Source organism: Amycolatopsis umgeniensis (assembly GCF_014205155.1).
GTDB classification, from domain to species: Bacteria; Actinomycetota; Actinomycetes; order Mycobacteriales; family Pseudonocardiaceae; genus Amycolatopsis; species Amycolatopsis umgeniensis.
Genome location: NZ_JACHMX010000001.1, coordinates 7099428 through 7118990 on the forward strand (window position 1 = coordinate 7099428; position 19563 = coordinate 7118990).

Annotated in this window: 15 protein-coding genes; 11 read left to right on the forward strand and 4 right to left on the reverse strand. The window is 69.7% G+C overall.

Annotation, left to right across the window (positions count from 1 at the left end; all coding sequences use genetic code 11):
• Window positions 1-22 precede the first annotated feature (22 nt).
• The 7 genes from rimP (at window position 23) to HDA45_RS33095 (ending at window position 6811) form a co-directional block, all read left to right on the forward strand.
• Window positions 23-562: a ribosome maturation factor RimP gene (gene rimP, locus HDA45_RS33065; RefSeq protein WP_184901980.1), complete on the forward strand. Its 540-nt coding sequence runs from the start codon at window positions 23-25 to the stop codon at window positions 560-562.
• Window positions 559-1599 (forward strand): transcription termination factor NusA, encoded by a 1041-nt coding sequence (gene nusA, locus HDA45_RS33070; RefSeq protein ID WP_184901982.1) that lies wholly within the window; start codon window positions 559-561, stop codon window positions 1597-1599. Before rimP ends, nusA begins: the two co-directional genes overlap by 4 nt.
• A gap of 110 nt (window positions 1600-1709) precedes the next feature.
• Entirely contained in the window at window positions 1710-1925 is a 216-nt protein-coding gene (locus tag HDA45_RS33075; protein WP_101606280.1) for a YlxR family protein, read from the forward strand.
• 144 nt (window positions 1926-2069) lie between these two features.
• Complete coding sequence (gene infB, locus HDA45_RS33080; protein ID WP_184901986.1) at window positions 2070-5093, forward strand: translation initiation factor IF-2; 3024 nt, start codon at window positions 2070-2072, stop codon at window positions 5091-5093.
• A 72-nt stretch (window positions 5094-5165) separates the two neighbouring features.
• A complete protein-coding gene (locus tag HDA45_RS33085; protein ID WP_184901988.1) occupies window positions 5166-5459 on the forward strand; it encodes a DUF503 domain-containing protein in 294 nt (97 codons plus the stop codon).
• 28 nt (window positions 5460-5487) lie between these two features.
• Window positions 5488-5964 (forward strand): 30S ribosome-binding factor RbfA, encoded by a 477-nt coding sequence (rbfA, locus tag HDA45_RS33090; RefSeq protein WP_101606283.1) that lies wholly within the window; start codon window positions 5488-5490, stop codon window positions 5962-5964.
• A complete protein-coding gene (locus HDA45_RS33095) occupies window positions 5945-6811 on the forward strand; it encodes an alpha/beta hydrolase (protein ID WP_184901990.1) in 867 nt (288 codons plus the stop codon). The genes rbfA and HDA45_RS33095 overlap by 20 nt, the downstream gene beginning before the upstream one ends.
• 6 nt (window positions 6812-6817) lie before the next feature.
• Here HDA45_RS33095 and HDA45_RS33100 read toward each other — a convergent pair whose 3' ends face one another.
• From HDA45_RS33100 to HDA45_RS33115, 4 genes are all read right to left on the reverse strand, one after another.
• Complete coding sequence (locus HDA45_RS33100; RefSeq protein ID WP_184901992.1) at window positions 6818-7765, reverse strand: transporter substrate-binding domain-containing protein; 948 nt, start codon at window positions 7763-7765, stop codon at window positions 6818-6820.
• Between the two features lie 20 nt (window positions 7766-7785).
• Entirely contained in the window at window positions 7786-8553 is a 768-nt protein-coding gene (locus HDA45_RS33105; RefSeq protein WP_184901994.1) for an amino acid ABC transporter ATP-binding protein, read from the reverse strand.
• On the reverse strand, window positions 8550-9485 hold the full coding sequence (locus tag HDA45_RS33110; protein WP_184901996.1) for an amino acid ABC transporter permease: 936 nt from the start codon (window positions 9483-9485) through the stop codon (window positions 8550-8552). The genes HDA45_RS33105 and HDA45_RS33110 overlap by 4 nt, the downstream gene beginning before the upstream one ends.
• Window positions 9486-9916: 431 nt before the next feature.
• Window positions 9917-10960 carry a TRM11 family SAM-dependent methyltransferase gene (locus HDA45_RS33115; RefSeq protein ID WP_184901998.1) on the reverse strand — a complete coding sequence of 348 codons (1044 nt, stop codon included), beginning with the start codon at window positions 10958-10960 and terminating at the stop codon, window positions 9917-9919.
• Window positions 10961-10985: 25 nt separating this feature from the next.
• On the opposite strand from HDA45_RS33115, the gene HDA45_RS33120 reads away from it, so the two are divergent.
• The 4 genes from HDA45_RS33120 to HDA45_RS33135 all read left to right on the forward strand — a co-directional run bounded on the left by HDA45_RS33120 (window position 10986) and on the right by HDA45_RS33135 (window position 19541).
• Window positions 10986-11999: a DHH family phosphoesterase gene (locus HDA45_RS33120; protein ID WP_184902000.1), complete on the forward strand. Its 1014-nt coding sequence runs from the start codon at window positions 10986-10988 to the stop codon at window positions 11997-11999.
• A gap of 73 nt (window positions 12000-12072) precedes the next feature.
• A complete protein-coding gene (locus tag HDA45_RS33125; protein ID WP_184902002.1) occupies window positions 12073-15459 on the forward strand; it encodes an NACHT domain-containing protein in 3387 nt (1128 codons plus the stop codon).
• Between the two features lie 1313 nt (window positions 15460-16772).
• Window positions 16773-18098, forward strand: a complete 1326-nt coding sequence (locus HDA45_RS33130) for an MATE family efflux transporter (RefSeq protein ID WP_184902004.1) — start codon at window positions 16773-16775, stop codon at window positions 18096-18098.
• 132 nt (window positions 18099-18230) lie between these two features.
• Window positions 18231-19541: an MFS transporter gene (locus tag HDA45_RS33135; protein ID WP_184902006.1), complete on the forward strand. Its 1311-nt coding sequence runs from the start codon at window positions 18231-18233 to the stop codon at window positions 19539-19541.
• Window positions 19542-19563 lie beyond the last annotated feature (22 nt).

Below are 19563 nucleotides of genomic sequence, written 5' to 3' on the forward strand. Positions count from 1 at the left end.
AGCCGAACAGGAGCGCTCCACCGTGCCCAACGACCTCGCCAGCAGGCTGGAGCCCATCGTGGCCGAAGCCGTCAAGGCCGCGGGTTTCGACCTCGATTCCTTCGAGGTCCAGCAAGCAGGCCGCCGTCAGCTGGTCAAGGTCGTCGTCGACGGGGACGACGGCGTCGGACTGGACGAGGTGGCGAGCGTCAGCCGCGCGGTTTCCGCCGCGCTCGACGAGAACGAGCACGTGATCGCCAGCGCGTACACGCTCGAAGTCACCTCGCCGGGCCTCGACAGGCCGCTGACCGTGCAGAGGCACTGGCGGCGCGCGAAGTTCCGCCTCGTCAAGGTCACGCCCGCCGAGGGCGCCGCGTTCATCGGCCGGGTGGGGCACGCGGGGGAGAAGGCCGCGCGCGTGCTCGTCGACGGCGAGATCCGGGACGTCGGTTACGCCTCGGTGGCCAAAGCGGTCATCGAGATCGAGTTCAAGCAACCACCTGCCGAGGACCTGAAACTGTTGGAAACCGATGCGTCGGCCCTGAACGCCGCCACCACAGAGCCGAAGGAGGAGCCGAAGTGAACGTCGACATCGCCGCGCTGCGCGCGATCGAACGGGACAAGGACATCCCCTTCGAGACGGTGATCGAAGCGATCGAGACCGCGCTGCTCACCGCGTACAAGCACACCGAGGGCCACCAGCCGCACGCCAGGATCGACATCGATCACAAGAGCGGGCTGGTACGCGTCCTCGCGCACACCCTCACCCCGGACGGCCAGACCGACGAGGAATGGGACGACACCCCCGAGGGCTTCGGCCGGATCGCCGCGACCACGGCGCGGCAGGTCATCCTGCAGCGCCTGCGCGACGCCGAGCACGAGAAGACCTTCGGCGAGTTCTCCGCCAAGGAAGGCGAGATCGTCGCCGGGGTGATCCAGCGCGACGCGCGTGCCAACGCCCGCGGCATGGTGATCATCCAGGTCGGCGACATCGAAGGCGTGCTGCCCGCGATCGAGCAGGTCCCGGGTGAGTCCTACGAGCACGGCGACCGGATCAAGGCCTTCGTCGTCACCGTCGCGCGCGGCAACCGCGGCCCGCAGATCACGCTGTCGCGTTCGCATCCGAACCTGGTGCGCAAGCTGTTCGCCCTCGAGGTCCCCGAAATCGCCGACGGCACGGTCGAGATCTCCGCCATCGCGCGTGAGCCGGGACACCGCACCAAGATCGCGGTCCGCTCGACGGTGCCCGGCGTCAACGCCAAGGGCGCCTGCATCGGCCCGGTCGGCGCGCGGGTGCGCAACGTGATGAGCGAACTCGCGGGCGAGAAGATCGACATCATCGACTTCTCCGAAGACCCGGCGAGGTTCGTCGGGAATGCGCTGTCGCCCGCGAAGGTTGTGTCCGTTCGGGTCGTCGACGAGCGGGCCAAGACCGCTCGCGTCGTCGTCCCGGACTTCCAGCTTTCGCTCGCGATCGGCAAGGAGGGCCAGAACGCCCGCCTCGCCGCCCGTCTCACCGGTTGGCGGATCGACATCCGCAGCGACGCCGCTCCTGAGCAGGGTGATGAAGCACACGCCGGGCAGGCGCGGCCCGCCGCGGCAACCGGTTCGGCTGAGTGAAGGTCGAAGCGCTAGACTTACGAGTGGTTCAGAGCCCGCGGCCGGGAACCGACCTCCAGCATGACCGGGAAACTCCGGTTCGTACCTGTGTGGGTTGCCGTCGGCGGGCCTTGATCGGCGAGTTGCTGCGAGTGGTCGCGGCGGACGGACGGCTGATCGTCGACGAGCGTCGGCGGTTGCCGGGCCGGGGTGCTTGGTTGCACCCCGTGCCGGACTGTCTTGCCAAGGCCGAGCGGCGCAGGGCGTTCCCCCGAGCACTCCGTGTTCCGGGTTCGCTCGACGCCCAGGGTGTCCACGAACGCCTGGAGCGGCTCGCCGAAAGCTGAAGGCGCCGGGACATCCCCGGTGCCAGTTGGAATCAGGAAGCAGGTCGACCCGTCATGAGTCAGCCGTGAAGCTGAATCAATGAACGCGCGACAATAGGACGAGGTCTGCGGGTCTGCCGCCGGCCTCCCCAGATGAGGAGAGCTGTGCCAGGCAAGGCCCGAGTACATGAGCTCGCGAAAGAGCTCGGCATCACCAGCAAGGAAGTTCTCGCCAAGCTGAAGGACCAGGGCGAGTTCGTGAAGTCCGCGTCGTCGACTGTCGAAGCCCCGGTGGCCCGACGTCTTCGTGACGCGTACCCGTCCAAGGACGGCCAGAGCAAGAAGCCGGTTCCGACCCCCGGCCCGCGTCCGCCCGCGAAGCCCGCTGCCCCGGCTCCGGCCGCGAAGCCCGCTCAGCCCGCGCCCGCGGCCAAGACCGAGGCTCCGGCCGCCCCCGCGGCGTCCGCTCCGGCCGCGTCGGCGTCCGCTCCGGCGGCCCCGGCTCAGCAGCCGTCCCGTCCCTCCACCCCGGGCGTCCGCCCGGGTCCGCGCCCCGGCCCCCGGCCGCCGGCGCCGAAGGAAGAGGTCGCTCCGGCGGCGAAGGCCGCTCCGGCCGAGCCGAAGCAGGAGACCCCGGCCGCACCGGCCACCCCGCCGGCGTCCCAGGCGCCGTCGCAGGGTTCGGTCGTGCCGCCGAAGCCGCAGGGCCCCAAGCCCGGCGGCCCGAAGCCCGGCCCGCGCACCCCGCGCGTCGGCAACAACCCGTTCGGTGTGGGTTCCGGTGCTCCGGCCCAGCGTCCGTCGGGACCGCGTCCCGGTGGCGGGAACCAGCAGGGCGGCGACAACCGTCCGCCGCGTCCCGGTGGCGGGCAGGGCGGCGACCGTCCGGCCCCGCGTCCCGGTGGCGGCGCTCCCGGTGGTAACCGGCCGAACCCGGGCAACATGCCCCCGCGCCCGAACCCCGGCATGATGCCGGGCCGCCCGGCCCGTCCGGCAGGCGGTCCCGGTGGCGGCCGTGGCGGTCCCGGTGGCGGAGCCCGTGGTGGCCCCGGCGGCGGCGCTCGTGGCGGTCCCGGTGGCGGCGGCGGAGGTTTCCGCGGCGGTCCCGGTGGTGGCGGCGGCGGTGGCGGTTTCCGTCCCGGCGGCGGCGGTGGCGGCGGTTTCCGTCCCGGTGGCGGTGGCCCCGGTGGCGGCGGCGGTGCCCCGGCCGGTGGCGGCGGTTTCCGTGGCGGCGGCGGCCGTGGTGGCCCCGGTGGCCGTGGCGGTACCGCGGGTGCCTTCGGGCGTCCCGGTGGTCCCTCGCGCAAGGGTCGCAAGTCGAAGCGGCAGAAGCGCCAGGAATACATGGACAACATGCAGGCGCCCAGCGTCGGCGGCGTCCGCCTGCCCAAGGGCCAGGGCGAGACGATCCGTCTGCCGCGCGGTGCCTCGCTGACCGACTTCGCCGAGAAGATCGACGCCAACCCGGCTTCGCTGGTGCAGGTGCTCTTCCACCTCGGTGAGATGGTCACGGCGACGCAGTCGGTGTCCGACGACATCCTGGAACTGCTCGGCGGCGAAATGAACTACAACGTTCAGGTCGTCAGTCCCGAGGAAGAGGACCGGGAGCTGCTCGAGACCTTCGACATCACCTACGGCGAAGACGCGGGTGAGGAAGAAGACCTGCAGGTCCGTCCGCCGGTCGTGACCATCATGGGTCACGTCGACCACGGTAAGACCCGCCTGCTCGACACGATCCGCAAGACGAAGGTGCGCGAAGGTGAAGCCGGTGGCATCACCCAGCACATCGGCGCCTACCAGATCGAGACCGAGCTCGAGGGCAACCCGCGTCTGATCACCTTCATCGACACCCCGGGTCACGAGGCGTTCACCGCCATGCGTGCGCGTGGTGCGAACTCGACCGACATCGCGGTGATCGTGGTGGCGGCCGACGACGGTGTGATGCCGCAGACGGTCGAGGCGATCAACCACGCGCAGGCCGCCAAGGCGCCGATCGTGGTCGCGATCAACAAGATCGACAAGGAAGGCGCGAACCCGGACAAGATCCGGCAGCAGCTGACCGAGTACGGCCTGGTCGCCGAGGAGTACGGCGGCGACACGATGTTCGTCGAGATCTCCGCGCGGCAGAACATCAACATCGACGGCCTGCTCGAGGCGATCCTGCTGACCGCCGACGCCGCGCTGGACCTCCGGGCCAACCCGGCCATGGAGGCACAGGGTGTCGCGATCGAGGCCCACCTCGACCGCGGCCGCGGCCCGGTGGCCACGGTGCTGGTCCAGCGAGGCACGCTCCGCGTCGGTGACTCGGTCGTGGCGGGTGACGCCTACGGCCGCGTCCGCCGGATGGTCGACGAGCACAACGTCGACGTCACCGAGGCGTACCCGTCGCGTCCCGTCCAGGTCATCGGGTTCACCTCGGTGCCGGGTGCGGGCGACACCTTCCTGGTGGTCGACGAGGACCGCGTCGCCCGGCAGATCGCCGAGCGGCGTTCCGCCCGGACGCGCAACGCCCTCAACGCGTCGCGTCGCAAGCGGGTCAGCCTCGAGGACCTCGACTCCGCCTTGAAGGAGACGAACAGCCTCAACCTGATCATCAAGGGTGACAACTCCGGTACCGTCGAGGCCCTCGAAGCCTCGCTGGTGCAGCTCGATGTCGGCGACGACGTCGAACTCAACGTCGTCCACCGCGGTGTCGGTGGCGTCACCGAGTCCGACATCGACCTGGCGACAGCGTCCGACGCGATCGTCCTGGGCTTCAACGTCCGTGCGCAGGGCAAGGCGACCGAGCGGGCCACCCGCGAAGGCGTCGACGTCCGGTACTACACGGTCATCTACCAGGCGATCGAGGAGATCGAGCAGGCTCTGAAGGGCATGCTCAAGCCGGAGTACGAAGAGGTCGAGCTCGGCAAGGCGGAGATCCGCGACGTCTTCAAGTCGTCGAAGATCGGTACCATCGCCGGTTGTCTCGTCATCTCGGGCGAGATCCGCCGCAACGCGCGGGCCCGTCTGCTCCGCGACGCGACCGTCATCGCCGAGAACCTGCCGATCAGCTCGCTGCGGCGGTTCAAGGACGACGTGGTCGAGGTTCGCGACGGTTACGAGTGTGGTCTGACGCTGGGGTCGTACAGCGACCTCAAGGTCGGCGACGTCATCGAGACCTACGAGCAGCGCGAAAAGCCGCGTGCGTAAGTGACACGGCGGCGCTCCCCCGCATCTGGGCGGGGGAGCGCCGCTTCACCTTCCAAACAACCCAGAACCCCTATGTTCGTAGGAGCTCTAGAGCTCGACATCCTGCTGGGCGACGTCCATTCGCTCAAGCAGAAGCGATCCGTGATCAAGCCGGTGCTGGCCGAGGTGCGCAGGCGTTTCGACGTCTCCGTCGCCGAAGCCGGTCGACAAGACCTGCACCGGCGGGCGCTGATCGGTGTGGCCGTGGTCGCGGCGAGTGGCGCGTACGTCCGTGACGTGCTCGACTCGTGTGAGCGCTTCGTGGCCGGAAGGCCGGAGTTCGAACTGCTCTCCGCCCGCCGACGGCTGCTAGGCCCGGACGACTGAGCCCCTTTCTTTCGAGGAGAAGAATCCCATGGCCGACCCCGCTCGGGCTCGCAAGCTCGCCAAGCGGATCTCACAGATCGTCGCGCACGCGATCGAGCACGACATCAAGGATCCGCGGCTCAACCACGTGACGATCACCGACACGAAGATCACGGCTGATCTGCACGACGCCACGGTCTACTACACGGTGCTCGGCGAGAACCTGGAGTCCACGCCCGATCACGCCGGTGCCGCGGCGGCGCTCGAATCCGCCCGTGGTGTCCTGCGCACGAAGGTCGGACAGGGCACAGGAGTCCGCTACACTCCGACGCTGGCCTTCGTGGCCGACAGCATCCCTGAGGACGCCAAGCGCATCGAGGACCTCCTCGCGAAGGCCAGGGAAGCCGATGCCGAGGTCGCTCGCCGGGCGACAGGGGCACAGCACGCCGGTGAAGCCGACCCGTACAAGCCGCCGCGGGAAGAGGCCGAAGACGATGAGTTCGCCGATGAGGAGACCCGGGGCTGAGCGAGTGAGCCACGCCGTGAGCCGGCGTGGGCTCCTGCTGGGAGCCACGGCTCTCGGAGGCTCGGCGCTGCTCTCGGCTTGTGGCGCCGAGAAAGCACCTTTGGTGGGGCCGCCGCCGGTGGCCCCACCGAACAGCCCGACCCCGCTGACCGACGCGGTCACGGTGCAGAAGATGCGGTCGGCGGCCCGGAACCGGGAAGTCAACCTGGTCATCATCGCCCCCGACCGAGTGTCCCGCGTCGGGATGCCGGTTTGCGTCGCCCTGCACGGCCGAGGCGCGGACGCCCGGACGTTCCTGGACCTCGGCGTGCAGGACGCGTTGAACAAAGCCGTCGCGGCCGGGTTGCCCGCCTTCGCGGTGGCCGCGGTCGACGGCGACAACTACTGGGTGGACGTCGGCAAGGGCGACGACCCGCAGCGCATGCTGACAGCCGAGCTCCCCGGCTGGCTCGCCCAGCGCCAGTTGCGGCCGCCGACGGCGATGTTCGGGATCTCGATGGGCGGTTTCGGCGCACTGCGCTACGCCCGCGAGCACAAGGACCTCAAGGCCGTCGCGGTCGCGAGCGCGGCGCTGTTCTTGAGCTGGCCCGATGCCAAGTCCCGCAAGGTTTTCGCGGACCGCGAGCAGTGGGAATCGCATGAACCGCTCCTGCACACCGGCGAACTTTCGGCGTCTTCGACCGGGGTGTGGTGCGGGAACGCGGATCCCTTCGCCCGCGCCGACCGCAAACTCATCAAAGCGCTCGACCCGGTCGTCGCGAAGATGACGCCGGGTGAGCACAACGACGATTACTGGCGGGGCATCATGCCCGAGGTGCTGCAGTTCGTCGGAGAACGCATCTCCTGAGCGCGGCTACTTGCGCGGAAGCCCCTGCGGATTGATCTGCGACGCCTCCACGGCCTCGCTCCCCAGGTTCCAGCGTTTGAGCACCTCGGCGTACTGGCCGTTCGTGAGCACACTCTGGATGGCCTGGCGCAGCGGTTCGGCCAGCCCGTTGCCCTTCTTGGTCATCGCGGCGATGTCGGCCGGGATCTGCCCGCCGCCGGAGACCGACCCGACGATCTTCGTCTGCCCGTCCACGGCGACGTGGTACGAGGCCGTCGGGTTGGGGCCCGCGTAGGCGTCGATCCGGCCGGACTGCAATGCCAGGTAGTAGTCCGTGGTGTTCTGGAAGTACTGGAACTCCACCGGTTTCAGGCCCGCGGCCTTGTTCTGCTCGTCCCAGCGCACCAGGATCTGCTCCTGGTTGGTCCCGGATCCGACGCCCACCTTGAGCCCGGCGATGTCCTTGGGCTCCTTAACCGTGACATCGCGGGCTTTCTTGACTTCGAAGGCGATGGTGTCCTTGCGGTAGGTGGCGAAGTCGTACTTGTCCTTGCGTTCCTCGGTCACCGTGATGTTGGAGAACCCGGCCGCGTACTGGCCCGTCTCCACCGAGAGGAACAGGTTCTCCCAAGACGTCGCCTGGAGATCGAGCTCCAGTCCCAGCACGTCCGCGACGAGTTGCGCGATGTCGATCTCGACGCCGATCACCGTCTTGTCGTCGTCGGCGCGGAACGACAGCGGGGGAGTGCCGTTGCCGGTGGTCCCGACGGTCAGTTTCCCGGTGTCGCGCACCGCTTTCGGCACCAGATTCGCGACGGCGTCGACCTTCTGCGCGCGGATCCGGTTCTGCTGCGCGGTGATGTCGATGCCTTCGGTCCCGGGCCGCGGGGCGGCGGGGGCCGCGGCTTCGGTCGTCCCGCACGCGGCCAGCGCGACCGTGGACAAGAGCAGGATCGGGTACAAGAGCTTTCTCACGGTGGTACTCCCGGGTTTTCTCAAAGGACCTTGTGGAGGAACGCCTTGGTGCGGGGATGCTCCGGCGCGTCGAGGAGTTGTGCCGGCGGGCCCTGTTCGACGACGCGGCCCGCGTCCATGAAGACCACGGTGTCGGCCACTTCCCTGGCGAAGCCGATCTCGTGGGTGACGACGATCATGGTGGTGCCGTCGCGGGCGAGTTGCTTGATCACGTCGAGGACCTCGCCGACCAGTTCCGGGTCGAGCGCGGACGTCGGTTCGTCGAACAGGAGGACTTCGGGCCGCACCGCGAGCGCGCGGGCGATCGCCACCCGTTGCTGCTGCCCGCCGGACAACTGCCGCGGATAGGCGTCGACCTTGTCGGCGAGCCCGACCTGCGCGAGCAGTTCACGCGCGTGGGCGGTCGCCTCCGCGCGAGAGCGGCGCTGGGCGGAAAGCGGCGCCTCGACGATGTTCTCCAGCGCGGTGAGATGCCCGAACAGGTTGAAGTTCTGGAACACGAACCCGATCTTCGTGCGCTGCTTGAGGATCTCGCGTTCGCGCAGTTCGTGCAGCCGGTCACCCGAGCGCCGGTAGCCCATCAGTTCGCCGCCGACACTGATGAAGCCGCGGTCGGCGCGGTCGAGATGGTTGATCAGCCGCAGCAGCGTGGACTTGCCGGAGCCGGACGGGCCCAGCACCACGGTGACCTCGCCGGTGCGGACCTGGAGGTCGACCCCGTCGAGCACGGTGAGCGTGCCGAAAGCCTTGTGCACGCCGCGGACGTCCACCTCGAAGTCTTCGCTCATCGGGCCGCCGCCTTCAGTTTGGCGAGGCCGGCGCGGGCCTTCTGCAGGGGAGTGGGCGGGACGGTGCGCAGGGCGCCCTTGGCGTAGTGGCGTTCGACGTAGAACTGCGCCACGGAAAGGAGTGTGGTCAAGACCAGGTACCAGGCGGTGGCCACCAGCAGGAGCGGGATCACCCGGCCGCTGCGGCTGTAGATCACCTGGACCTGGTAGAAGAGTTCGGGCAGTGCCATCACGTACACCTGCGAGGTGTTCTTGACCATGCCGATGATCTCGTTGGCCGCGTTCGGCACGATCGAGCGCATCGCTTGCGGCAGCACGATCCTGCGGAACTGCCTGCTCGCCGGGATCCCCAGCGCCGCGGCCGCTTCCCGCTGTCCCTGATCGACCGCGAGGAACCCGGCGCGCACGATCTCGCCGGAGTACGCGGCCTGGTGCAGGCCGAGGCCGAGCCCGGCCGCGAGGAACGGCGGGATCAGGCTCATCGTGTCGAACGAGACGAACGACGGGCCGAACGGGACGCCGAAGGAAAGCTCGTTGTAGAGAATGGCGAGGTTGTACCAGAAAAGCAGCTGGAGAATGAGCGGGACCGACCGGAAGATCCACGTGTACGTCCAGCTGACCGAACGCAGGAGCGGATTCCGGGAAATGCGCATGAGTGCGAGAACGGTGCCCAGTACGAATCCCGCGACTACGCCGAATGCCGTCAATTCCACCGTCAGGACCACCGAAGAGAGAACGGCGTCGGCGAACACGTAGTCGGCGACGACCGACCATTCCCAGGCCTGATTGGTCACCAGAGCGTGCCCGGCCATGGCCACCAGAACGGCGACAATCGCGGCGGCCAGCCAGGTCAGCGGCCGTCGGGCGGGCACTATCCGCAATCCCTCCTCCGGTCGGGTGGGCGCCGGAGGCGCGTCCAGATCACTCGTCATAAGACACCTGTCTCGCGGGAAATGGGCAGCATGAACAAGCCGAAAGCGGAAATGACCGAAAGGAAATGCCGTCGACGCGGCAGGGATCGCCGTTTCCTTCTCGTCGAGCCGACTTTAGGAAGGTGTGCCCGTCCCGGTCAACGAAGCCGGTGCCGGTTCCAGATGGTGGAAGCGCGAGACCCGCGAGTAGGGCGGGTCTCGTGAGTGGCAGGGGGTTCTTGAGCCGAGAGGCAACCATGTCGTGTTCGCGGGCGGGCCGGTGCCGGGGCGAAGGGAGCCTTCACCGGCGCGGACCCCGAACGAGAGCCGACCACCCCGACCGAGCTGGTGTCGTCCGTCCAGTCACGTGTGTCGTCCGTCTGATCACGTGTGTCGTCCACCCAGTCACGCGAAACCGCCCGACCGCTGACCTGGCCGGGGCGGTTCGTGCGTCAGGCGGGTTTGGCCGCGACGATCAGGTCCCGCACGATCGCTTGGTCCACCCGGTGCGAGAACTCCGCGAACGGGCCGTCCTCGCGGACTTCCAGTCCCGCCTTGTCCAGGATCGCGGCGAGTTCCTCGCGCGGCGCGACGTTGGTGTTCCAGGAGATGCCGAGCGCGCCGCCGGGCCGCAGCACCCGCGTCCACACCGGGACGGCGGCCGCGAGCAGATCCCGCGGGCTGCGCGCGAGCGACGCGTCCTGGGTGCGGTGGCTGCCGTGCTGCACGCCGTACGGGGCGTCGGTGACGATGAGGTCCACCGAGTTCGGGCGCAGCAGTTCGTCCGTGGTGAGCGTGTCGCAGTTGAGGTAGCTCAGTTTGCGGACCTCGCCCGCCTTGTACTGCTCTTTCGTGATCCCGAAACCGATGTCGAGTCGCCTGCCGAGCCGGACCTTGTTGCGGCGCACCTGACCGGATTCGGCGCTGTGCTTGATCCGCTTCTGCTTCAGCCAGGTCTTGACGAACAGTTCGTAGGAGTCGAAATCCTTGCCGTCGACGTCGAGTCCGGTCGCGTCGAAGCCGTACATCATCGCCTGGTTCAGCGTGGTGCCGCGCCCGCACAGCGGATCCAGCAGGTGCAGCGGTTTCTCCAGCATCGCGGCCGGGTTCGCCGTCGCCAGCAGGGTGACGTTCACGAGGAGTTTGGTGAACAGTTCGTTCGTCTTGCCCGGGTACTTCTGGATGGTCAGCAGATCCGAGTCGAAGTTCGCGAGCGGACTGATCGTGACCGGCTTCAGGACGCCGTCGCCGAGTTCGTACAGCGCGTACAGCGCGGAGAGGTTCGAAAGGAGCGCGAGATCGCGTTCGCTCAGCGGGGCGGGCGTGGTGAAGGTGAGGTAGCCGACGCCGCCGAGTTCCGTCTCGCCGATCTCGGAGATGTCGGTCTCCAAAGCGGACAGGCCGAACACCGCCAGCTCCGCGCGCAGCAGGGCGGGAGTGGAGTCGGTGTAGACCCGGTTGGCGGACGGGTAGATCAGGATCGCGTACTCGGACATCCGGGAGAGCGTAGCTTGACTGTTTGTGACGACCACTTTGGCGCAGGACCTCAAGGACGCCGCCGCCCTGCTGGCGCGCGCGAACGACGTGACATTGCTCGGCCACGTGCGCCCGGACGCGGACGCGCTGGGCAGCGCGCTGGCGCTCGGAAGGGCCCTCCAGCTGCGCGGTGGGGTCAAGGTCCGCGTCTCGGTCGGCGAACCCGAGGAGATGCCCGAAACCCTGCGGAGCCTGGACGCAGGCGGGCTCTACGTCCCCGCGAGCGAGCTCCCGGAGAGTGAACAGCTGCTGGTCGCGCTCGACACGCCCACCCCGGGCAGGCTCGGGAAACTCGCGTCGCGTGTGGACGCGGTCCGCGCGGCGGGGGGCGATGTGCTGGTGATCGACCACCACGCGTCCAACGTCTTCTTCGGCACGAAACACGTCGTCGACGACAGCGCGGAGGCCACCGCCGTGCTGGTCTTCGCGTTGCTGGAGGAACTCGGCACCGAGATCGACGAGCCGATCGCGCGCTGCCTGTACGCGGGGCTCGTCACCGACACGAGCGGGTTCCGCCGGGCCCGCCCGTCCACGCACCTGATGGCGGCGAAGCTGCTCGAAGCCGGTGTCGACCCGGACAAGGTGGTCCGCGAGATCGTCGACGATCACCCGTTCGCGTGGTTGCCGATGCTTTCGGACGTCCTCGCGGGGGCTCGGCTCGAACCGGACGAGGCGCGCGGTTTCGGGCTCGCGTACGCGGTCGTGACCCTCGATGCCGCGCGGACGGTGCGCGGGGAGGAGGTCGAAGCGGTCATCGACGTCGTCCGGTCCACCCGGGAGGCCGGGGTCGCCGTGGTGCTCAAGGAAGCCGAACCGACAGGGCCCTCGCGGCGCTGGACGGTCTCGCTCCGCTCGGCGGGCGGTGTCGACGTTTCGGCCGCGGCGGGGGAGCTGGGCGGCGGCGGGCATCGCCAGGCGGCCGGGTGTACCGCGGAAGGCACGCCGGGCGAGGTACTCGACAGGCTGAGGGCGGCGCTCTCGCGGGCGCCGCTGCTGTGATCCGCGAACTCGCTCCGTAACGGACCACCGCCGGGCCGCGACATCAGTGCGGATTACCGAGGGGGCTTCCCGGGTGGCGTGGTTGTCGTGGGTGGTGCCGCCGTTGCTGGCGGTCGTGGTCGGGCTCGAGACGAACGCCGCCTCGGAAAAGCTTCCGTCCTGGGTCCACGTTTCCGCGTGGCCGGTGCTCGGCGTGTTGACGGTCCTGTCGATCGCGGTGGAATTCGCCCGGCGGCGCAAACGGGACGGCAGGAGTGACGAAGCCCGGCTGAGCGACGCGGCGAACGCGCTGGCGGCGGCTGTCGCGAGTCAGTGGTCGCGTGAACTGTCGGGACTTCTGGCGGGCCGGGCGCTGCCGCAACCGTGGTCGACCACCGGTCGTCCGGTGCTGCCGCCGGCCGAGGACGTGCTCGGACCCGCGCCCGTCGAGGCGTGGGGCGGTCTGCGCAGGTTGTTCCGCCGGGTCCGGGCCGGAGGCAGCGGTGCGCCGGTCATCGACGTGCTCCGGCGCGCGGCGATCCGCGGCGACCTCGACTTCCACGGAGATGTGGACGACCTGGCGGCCCTCCTGCCGCGGCTGCCGCACCGGCAGGTGATCCTGCTGGGCGAACCCGGCGCGGGCAAGAGTGTGCTCGCGGGCCGGATCGCCTTGGCGCTGTGCGGAAAACGCGCGGAGGACGATCCGGTCCCGGTGCTGCTGCCGCTGTCGTCCTGGCGGGTCGGCGAGGAGTCCGTCCGGGACTGGATCAAGCGCAGGCTGCGCGCGGATTACGCGTCCCCCGACGTCGAACGGCTGGTGGACGCCGACCGCTTGTTCGCCTTGCTCGACGGGGTGGACGAGTTGCCGCCCGGTCTGCGGATCGAAGCGATCCGGCTGCTCGGGGCGAGCGGTCTGGCGATGCTGGTGACCACCCGCGGCCGTGAGTACACCGACGCCGTGCGGACTTCGCGTTCGGTGCCCGCGAAGGCGTTGGTGGTGGAGCTGCGCCCGATCGGCGGGGCGGACGTCGAGAAGTACCTGTCGGCGGGCTTGGTCGACGGCGACCCACGATGGGTGCCGGTGTTCAAGCGGCTTCGGGACCAGCCGGACGGCGCGCTCCGGCAGGTGCTGCGGACGCCGCTGATGATCGATCTGGCCCGCGACAGGGACCCGGACGACCTGCTCGGCTTCACCGACGCCGAGCGGCTCGAGGAGTTCTTGCTCGACGGAGTGGTGCCCGCCGCCTACCCCGGGGATCGGAAGGACAAGGCGGGACGACGGCTGGAGTTCCTCGCCGGGCATTTGCGGTCGCAGGGCACCTTCGAGTTCGCGTGGTGGAAGCTGCACCGCGCGCTGCCCTCGCCGTCACGGACCGTCGGGATCGGCATCGGCCTGATGGCGGCGGCGCTCACGTCGGTCGCGGTGTGGCTGATGGTGCTCCCGACCGTCGCCGGGGCGGGTGAGGCGGTGGCGCTCAGTCTCGCCGTGGGCTGCGTCGCGGGTCTGATCGTGGGTTCGCTGGCTTCCGCGAGCGAGGATCACGAACCGCGGCGGATCACCACACGGATGCGGGGCCGTCGGCTGGATCTGGCCGCGCGGCTCGGTGCGGGCGCGATGCGCGGCACCGCGCTCGGTGTGGTCATCGGCGTGGTCGCCGGAGTCGTGGACACCGCCGACCTCACCGGGCCCGCCTTGCTGATGGGCGCGGCGTCCGGCGCGGTGTTCGGGGTGGCCTACGGCCTGGTCGGCTGGCTGGAAACGCCCGCCGACCTGGTGCGCGCGGCGAGCCCGGCGGCGAGCCTGCGCGAAGACCGGACCACGAAACTGGTGCGGCTCGCGGTGTTCGGCCTGCCGTTCGGCCTGTCCGCCGGGCTGGTGCTCGGTCTGGTGGCGGGGCCGCGGGTCGGACTGCTCGACGGAATCGGCGCCGGTCTGCTCGGTGTCGTGGTGGGGCTGGCACGTGGTCCGCACGTGTGGACCCGCTTCGTCGTCGCCAGGGTGGTGTTGGCGCTGCGAGGCGAGCTTCCGTGGCGCCTGATGGCGTTCCTGGGCGAGGCCCACCGCCTGTGCGTACTGCGCGCCAACGGCGGCGTGTACAGGTTCCGCCACAACCTGCTCCAAGACCGGCTGGCGGGCGGCCTGCCGCGAAAGAAGGCGGCCGAGCCCGTCCCCGCGCGCTCGCCGGCACGATCGCGAACCCGTCGTGCGGTCACGCTGACACTGATCGTGTTGTTCAGCGGGACGGGTCTCGGTATCGGCCTGCCGGTCGCGGGTGGCTTGCAGGCGAAGTGCGGGCTGACGCCGTTCGATCGGGACATCCGTTACCTCCGCGGCGGGTTCACCTACGAATGCGTCGGCGTGACCGACGGCGCCTACGACTTTTCCGGGGACGGCACCGGGATCTCCAAGCTGATCGAGAGCCAGAACACCGCTGCCGTCACGGGATCGGGTTCGTACGTACGGGTGGCGGTCCTCGCGCCGCTCGCCCCGCGCACCTTCGACTCGCGGCAGATCAGGCACGCCCTTCGAGGTGTCTATCTGGCCCAGCGCCGGTACAACGCAAGCCACTCCCTCAAGGTGAAGGTCTTGCTGGCCAACGAAGGCAGCACCCAGGCGCACTGGGCCCCGGTGGTCGATCAGCTCGTCCGGATGTCGCGGGAAGAGCATCCGCTGGTCGCGGTGGTCGGGCTCGGGGCCAGCACCCGGAACTCGGTGGCCAGTACCCGGACGCTGGCCGCGCACGGCATTCCCATGGTCGCCGCGACCGCGAGCGAACTGCGCGCCGACGGTCTGTTCCAGGTCACCCCGCCCAGCTCGGAGTTCGCCGCCGCGCTCCGTCGCTCCTGGACGGGCCCCGCCCCGGAGTACGTGCTCACCGACGAGCCGTCGGACGGCTACGTCGAATCGCTGCGGAAGGAGTTCGTCTCGGCTTGGGGGGTACCCGAAATCCGGAACGGCGAACGCCGGGACCTTCCGGGCTGCCCGGCGGCCATGCTCTACGCCGGTCGCCGGGAAGGCCTCATCCGGCTGGACGACCACTTCGCCGCGAAATGCGGGCTCGGCTCGGTCACCATCGGTTCCGTCGTGACGGATCTTTCCTGGCGCACCCCGGATCGAACTCGGAGCCGGCTCATCTACGCGACACCGGCCGACCCCTCCGGTTGGTCGAAAGCACCCGAGTCCGCGCCTCCCGGCTTCGGAGACTTCTCGAAGGAGTACTCCGGTCAGTTCGGCGAACCCCCGGGCGACGTCTTCGCCCTGCTCCATCACGACGCCGCCGAAGCGGCGTTCGCCGCAATCGGAGCGGCCCTCGGGGAGAAGACCCCGAAGACCATCGCCGAGGTGCTGCGCACCGTCGGGGTCAACGGTGCGACCGGCACCTTCTCCTTCAACCGCAACGGAACCCCGGCGCGGAAGCCGATTCCGGTCCTCACCGAACCAGGCCGCGCGCCGGATCGGCATCCGTACCTGACCCGCTGACCGTCACACCGGCGGGCAGCCGGGTGTGTCCGTGCCGTTGCCCCGCGGACGCTTTTGGCGTTCTAGGCAACCGGCCGAAGGGACAAGCGCGTGGACACACCGACGTCGATGGCGGCGCTGGAGGTCATGGAGTAGCTGAACGAGCGGCCGGATTCCCCGCCGAGCGGGAACTCTTTCTCCTGCACGTGGAAGAAACCGACCGGATCAAGGCGGACTGGGACGAGACCGGCGGCCTTCGCCGATCGGTCCACCCGCAAGATCGACTTCGGCGGAAGGCTCTGAGCGGTGAAGGTGTGCTTTGGCCGCGGTCAGGGCCGAGGATGTGTTGTGAAAGCCACTTTCGCAACGGTGAAGGTTGTGAAAGTGGCTTTCGCAACGCCTGCCCTGTGGCTTCGCCTGCCGGGTCGGGTGGGTTGTGAGTGGGAATTCGCATTGGCACGGACCGGTTTGCTCACCCCATCGTGGCCGGTGCGGAGGGTGCCTGTTCGGCGAGTGTCGATGGGGTGTTCCGGTTTCCCCGCTCGCACCCCACCACCACCACCGCGATGTCGCGAAAGCCACTTTCGGGACATCAGACGTCCCGAAAGTGGCTTTCGCGACACCCGAAACCGGCACGTTTGCCCTACCCCTCACCAAGGGTGAAGAAGCCCGCCAGGGCGCGGGCGATCAGCTCCGGCGCGTTTCGGTGGGGAGGTGGCGCGCTCCCGGGACGCGGACGAGCGTGGTCCGCGGGATCTCCGAGGCGAACTTCTCCGCGTACTCCACTTTCTCGAAGGGTGGTCCTCGCCACACACCAGCAGCTTGGACGTCGTGGTCCGCCGCGGCGCGGGAAGGAGATCGACGATGGGCCGCGCCCGCCATGGCCAGCCAGAACGGCGGATCCGCGGGTCCGGCCACGGGGCGAGGTGCTCGGTGGCGATCCCGGTCAGTTCCGCGATCACGGCCTGGCGGCGGGCGGAGAGGGATTCCTCGCGGTGGGCGCTTCCCGGTCCAGGAGGCGTGGGGCGCGGGCCGGGAGCCGTAGGAAGTCGGCCGCGATCGGCCGCGGCCCCGCCTCCGCGAGCCCGCTCAACACGGGAAGCCACACCCGGCTCCAGTACGTTCCGTGCGGCAACAGGACGGCGCGGTGGTCAGAAAGCGGGCCGGTTCGCCGTCGACCTGGACCTCGGATCCGTGGAATGCCCGTTCCGGTGGTTTCCTCCATCAGGCCACTGTGGACCGGGGCCGCCGTCCGGCCGAGTGCCCGAACCGACATTCATGCTCGGTTTCCTGCCATTCCCCGAGAGCGGCACGGTCACCTTTACGCTGCGGAGGTGTCTCAACCTTCCGAAACCGACGAGCGAGTCCCGCCGAAACGCGTGCTCGGGCTCGCCGTGCCCGCACTCGGCGTCCTCGCCGCCGAGCCGTTGTACGTCCTGGTGGACACGGCCGTCGTCGGGCATCTCGGCGCGTTGCCGCTGGCCGGTCTCGCCGTCGGCGGTGTCGTGCTGTCGCAGGTCTCGAGCCAGCTGACCTTCCTCTCCTACGGCACCACGTCGCGGACGGCCCGCCTGCACGGCGCCGGACGTCGTGGCGAGGCCGTGCGCGAAGGGGTGCAGGCGACCTGGCTGGCGGTGATCGTCGGGCTGGTCGTGATCGTCGCCGGGCAACTGCTGGCCGCGCCCATCGCGCGGGTGCTGTCGGGGGATCCCGCGATCACCGACGCCGCCGTCTCCTGGCTGCGGATCGCGCTGTTCGGGACGCCGTTCATCCTGATCACGATGGCGGGCAACGGCTGGATGCGCGGCGTGCAGGATTCCGCGAAACCGTTGCGCTATGTCTTGGCGGGCAACGGGATCTCGGCCGTGCTGTGTCCCGTGCTGGTGTACGGCGCGGACTGGGGGCTGGAAGGTTCCGCGATCGCGAACGTCGTCGCGCAGGTGATCTCGGCGTCGCTGTTCATCGTGGCCCTGGTGCGGGAGCGGGTCCCGCTGCGCGCGGAGCCGAAGGTGATGCGCGCCCAGCTCGGCCTCGGCCGGGACCTGGTGCTGCGCAGCCTCGCCTTCCAGGCGTGTTTCGTCTCCGCCGCCGCCGTCGCCGCGCGGACGTCCACCGGTGCTGTCGGCGCGCACCAGGTCGTGCTGCAGCTGTGGACGTTCCTCGCGCTCGTGCTGGACTCGCTCGCGATCGCCGCGCAGTCGCTCGTCGGGGCCGCCCTGGGCGCCGGCGCGAGCAAACGGGCGCGGAGTGTTTCGAGCCAGATCACCGGCTACGGCCTGGTGTTCGGCTGCTTCCTCGGTGTGGTGTTCGCGTCGCTGGCCGGGGTGCTGCCGCAGGTGTTCACTTCGGACGCGACCGTACTCGGCGAGATCCCGCACGCGTGGTGGTTCTTCGTCGCGTTGCAGCCGATCGCCGGGGTGGTGTTCGCGCTCGACGGCGTCCTGCTCGGCGCGGGCGACGCGGCGTTCCTGCGCAACGCGACGCTGGTGAGCGCGGCGCTGGGGTTCCTGCCGCTGATCTGGCTGTCGCTCGCGTTCGGCTGGGGACTGGCCGGGATCTGGACCGGGCTCTCGCTGTTCATGGTGCTGCGGCTGGTGACCCTGCTGGTGAGGTGGCGCTCGGGGCGCTGGGCCGTGGAGGGTGCCGTCCGCGCGGCCTGACCCCGGGAAAGCGTGTGGCGAAAACCACCCGGGTAACGGGTATGTTTCGCCATTGCTTAGGAGCTACAACTATATGAGGCGGCAGCGCGGGCGTCTTCACTTGCCCGAAACCGTTCTCGAGGAGGAATCACTGTGACAGGCCGAGCCACCCGCCGGTCCTGGTTCATCTGGTTCGCCGCCGTCACCGTCTACCTCCTCGCCGTCTTCCACCGCACGTCGTTCGGCGTCGCCGGGCTGCAGGCCGCCGACCGTTTCGGCGTCGGCGCGGCCGCGCTCGGCACGTTCACCGTCCTGCAGGTCGGCGTCTACGCCGCGATGCAGATCCCCACCGGCGTCCTCGTCGACCGCTACGGCCCGCGCCGTGTGCTCACCGCCGCCGTGTTCTTCCTCGGGCTCGGCCAGATCCTGCTCGCGATCGCCGATTCCTACGCGCTCGGCCTTCTCGCCCGCGGCGTCGTCGGCTTCGGCGACGCGCTGACCTTCGTGAGCATCATGCGGCTGATCGCCGCCCATTTCCCCGGCCGCCAGTACGCCCTGCTCGCCGCGCTGACCGGCGCCATCGGGTACGTCGGCAACCTCGCCGCGACCGTCCCGCTCGGCCTGCTGCTCGACGGTCCCGGCTGGACTCCGACGTTCCTCGCCGTCGGCCTGGTGACGGCGCTGTACGCCGCCGTCGTCGCCCTTCGCGTCAAGGACAGCCCGCCCGGCGAGCCGGTGCCCGTGCGCGGAAAGGTGCACCCGAAGGTCCTCGGCCGCCAGGTCGCCGAGGCGTGGCGGACCCCGGGCACCAGGCTGGGATTCTGGGTCCACTTCAGCACGATGTTCGCGCCCAACGTGCTCACCATGCTGTGGGGCGTCCCGTTCCTGGTGCAGGGACAGGGCTATCCGAAGTCCACCGCGAGTTCGCTGCTGATCGTGTTCGTGTTCGGCTCGATGATCGGCGGCCCGTTCGTCGGCGGCTTGATCGGGCGCCGCCCGTCGCTGCGGATGCCGCTCGTCGGCGGGTACATCGGCGGCGCCGCGGTGATGTGGGCGGTCCTGCTCGGCTGGGGCGGGACGACCCCGGTCGCGGTCCTGGTCCCCGCGTTCGCCTTCCTCTCCCTCGGCGGCCCCGCGTCGATGATCGGCTTCGCGCTGGCACGGGACTACAACCCGCTCTCGCGCGTCGGCACCGCGACAGGGGTCGTGAACGTCGGCGGGTTCGTGGCCACGACGATCTCGGCGCTCGCGGTCGGCGTGCTGCTGGAGTGGACCGGCGGCTCGTTCCGCCTGGCGCTGCTGTCCGTCATCGTGGTGCTCGCGCTGGGCACCTTCCGGATGCTGGTGTGGTGGCGGCGCACCCGCGCCGTGCTGTTCGAGGCCGAGGCCCGCGGCGAGGAGATCCCGGTGCAGATCCGGCGCCGCCGCTGGGACGCCGAAGCGCCGCTGCCCGTCTCGTCCTAGGCGTCAGACGCGGGGAAAGTCC

Coding starts and splice junctions, on each gene's coding strand:
- HDA45_RS33085 (WP_184901988.1), top strand. CDS start 5,166: ATGTTCGTAGGAGCTCTAGAGCTCGACATCCTGCTGGGCGACGTCCAT.
- rbfA (WP_101606283.1), top strand. CDS start 5,488: ATGGCCGACCCCGCTCGGGCTCGCAAGCTCGCCAAGCGGATCTCACAG.
- HDA45_RS33095 (WP_184901990.1), top strand. CDS start 5,945: ATGAGGAGACCCGGGGCTGAGCGAGTGAGCCACGCCGTGAGCCGGCGT.
- HDA45_RS33105 (WP_184901994.1), bottom strand. CDS start 8,553: ATGAGCGAAGACTTCGAGGTGGACGTCCGCGGCGTGCACAAGGCTTTC.
- HDA45_RS33110 (WP_184901996.1), bottom strand. CDS start 9,485: ATGACGAGTGATCTGGACGCGCCTCCGGCGCCCACCCGACCGGAGGAG.
- HDA45_RS33115 (WP_184901998.1), bottom strand. CDS start 10,960: ATGTCCGAGTACGCGATCCTGATCTACCCGTCCGCCAACCGGGTCTAC.